1 rRNA gene is annotated in these 1,099 nt (G+C 54.1%); it reads right to left on the bottom strand.

The annotated features are described in order from the left end of the window. Positions 1 to 14: 14 nt before the first annotated feature. Positions 15 to 1,099, bottom strand: a 16S ribosomal RNA gene (locus AC1MBV_RS17210); the annotation flags it as partial.

Below are 1,099 nucleotides of genomic sequence, written 5' to 3'. Positions count from 1 at the left end.
GATCGTTTCCTTAGAAAGGAGGTGATCCAGCCGCACCTTCCGATACGGCTACCTTGTTACGACTTCACCCCAATCATTTGTCCCACCTTCGGCGGCTGAGTCCATAAAGGTTCTCGCACCGACTTCGGGTGTTACAAACTCTCGTGGTGTGACGGGCGGTGTGTACAAGGCCCGGGAACGGATTCACCGCGGCATGCTGATCCGCGATTACTAGCAATTCCGGCTTCATGCAGGCGAGTTGCAGCCTGCAATCCGAACTGGGGGTGGCTTTATGGGATTAGCTCGACCTCGCGGTTTCGCTGCCCTTTGTACCACCCATTGTAGCACGTGTGTAGCCCAGATCATAAGGGGCATGATGATTTGACGTCATCCCCACCTTCCTCCGGTTTGTCACCGGCAGTCACCTTAGAGTGCCCAACTGAATGCTGGCAACTAAGATCAAGGGTTGCGCTCGTTGCGGGACTTAACCCAACATCTCACGACACGAGCTGACGACAACCATGCACCACCTGTCACTCTGTCCCCCGAAGGGGAACGGCCTATCTCTAGACTTGTCAGAGGATGTCAAGACCTGGTAAGGTTCTTCGCGTTGCTTCGAATTAAACCACATGCTCCACTGCTTGTGCGGGCCCCCGTCAATTCCTTTGAGTTTCAACCTTGCGGTCGTACTCCCCAGGCGGAATGCTTAATGTGTTAACTTCAGCACTAAGGGTTGGACCCCCTAACACCTAGCATTCATCGTTTACGGCGTGGACTACCAGGGTATCTAATCCTGTTTGCTCCCCACGCTTTCGCGCCTCAGCGTCAGTTACAGACCAGAGAGCCGCCTTCGCCACTGGTATTCCTCCACATATCTACGCATTTCACCGCTACACGTGGAATTCTACTCTCCTCTTCTGTACTCAAGCTTCCCAGTTTCCAATGACCGTTTGCGGTTGAGCCGCAAGATTTCACATCAGACTTAAGAAGCCGCCTGCGCGCGCTTTACGCCCAATAATTCCGGACAACGCTTGCCACCTACGTATTACCGCGGCTGCTGGCACGTAGTTAGCCGTGGCTTTCTGGCCGGATACCGTCACTGCAAGAGCATTTCCTCTCC

This window comes from Sporolactobacillus sp. PKPK-6 (assembly GCF_056678885.1).
The sequence above is the reverse complement of the archived record's forward strand: the minus strand, read 5'-3'. Positions and strand labels throughout refer to the sequence as shown.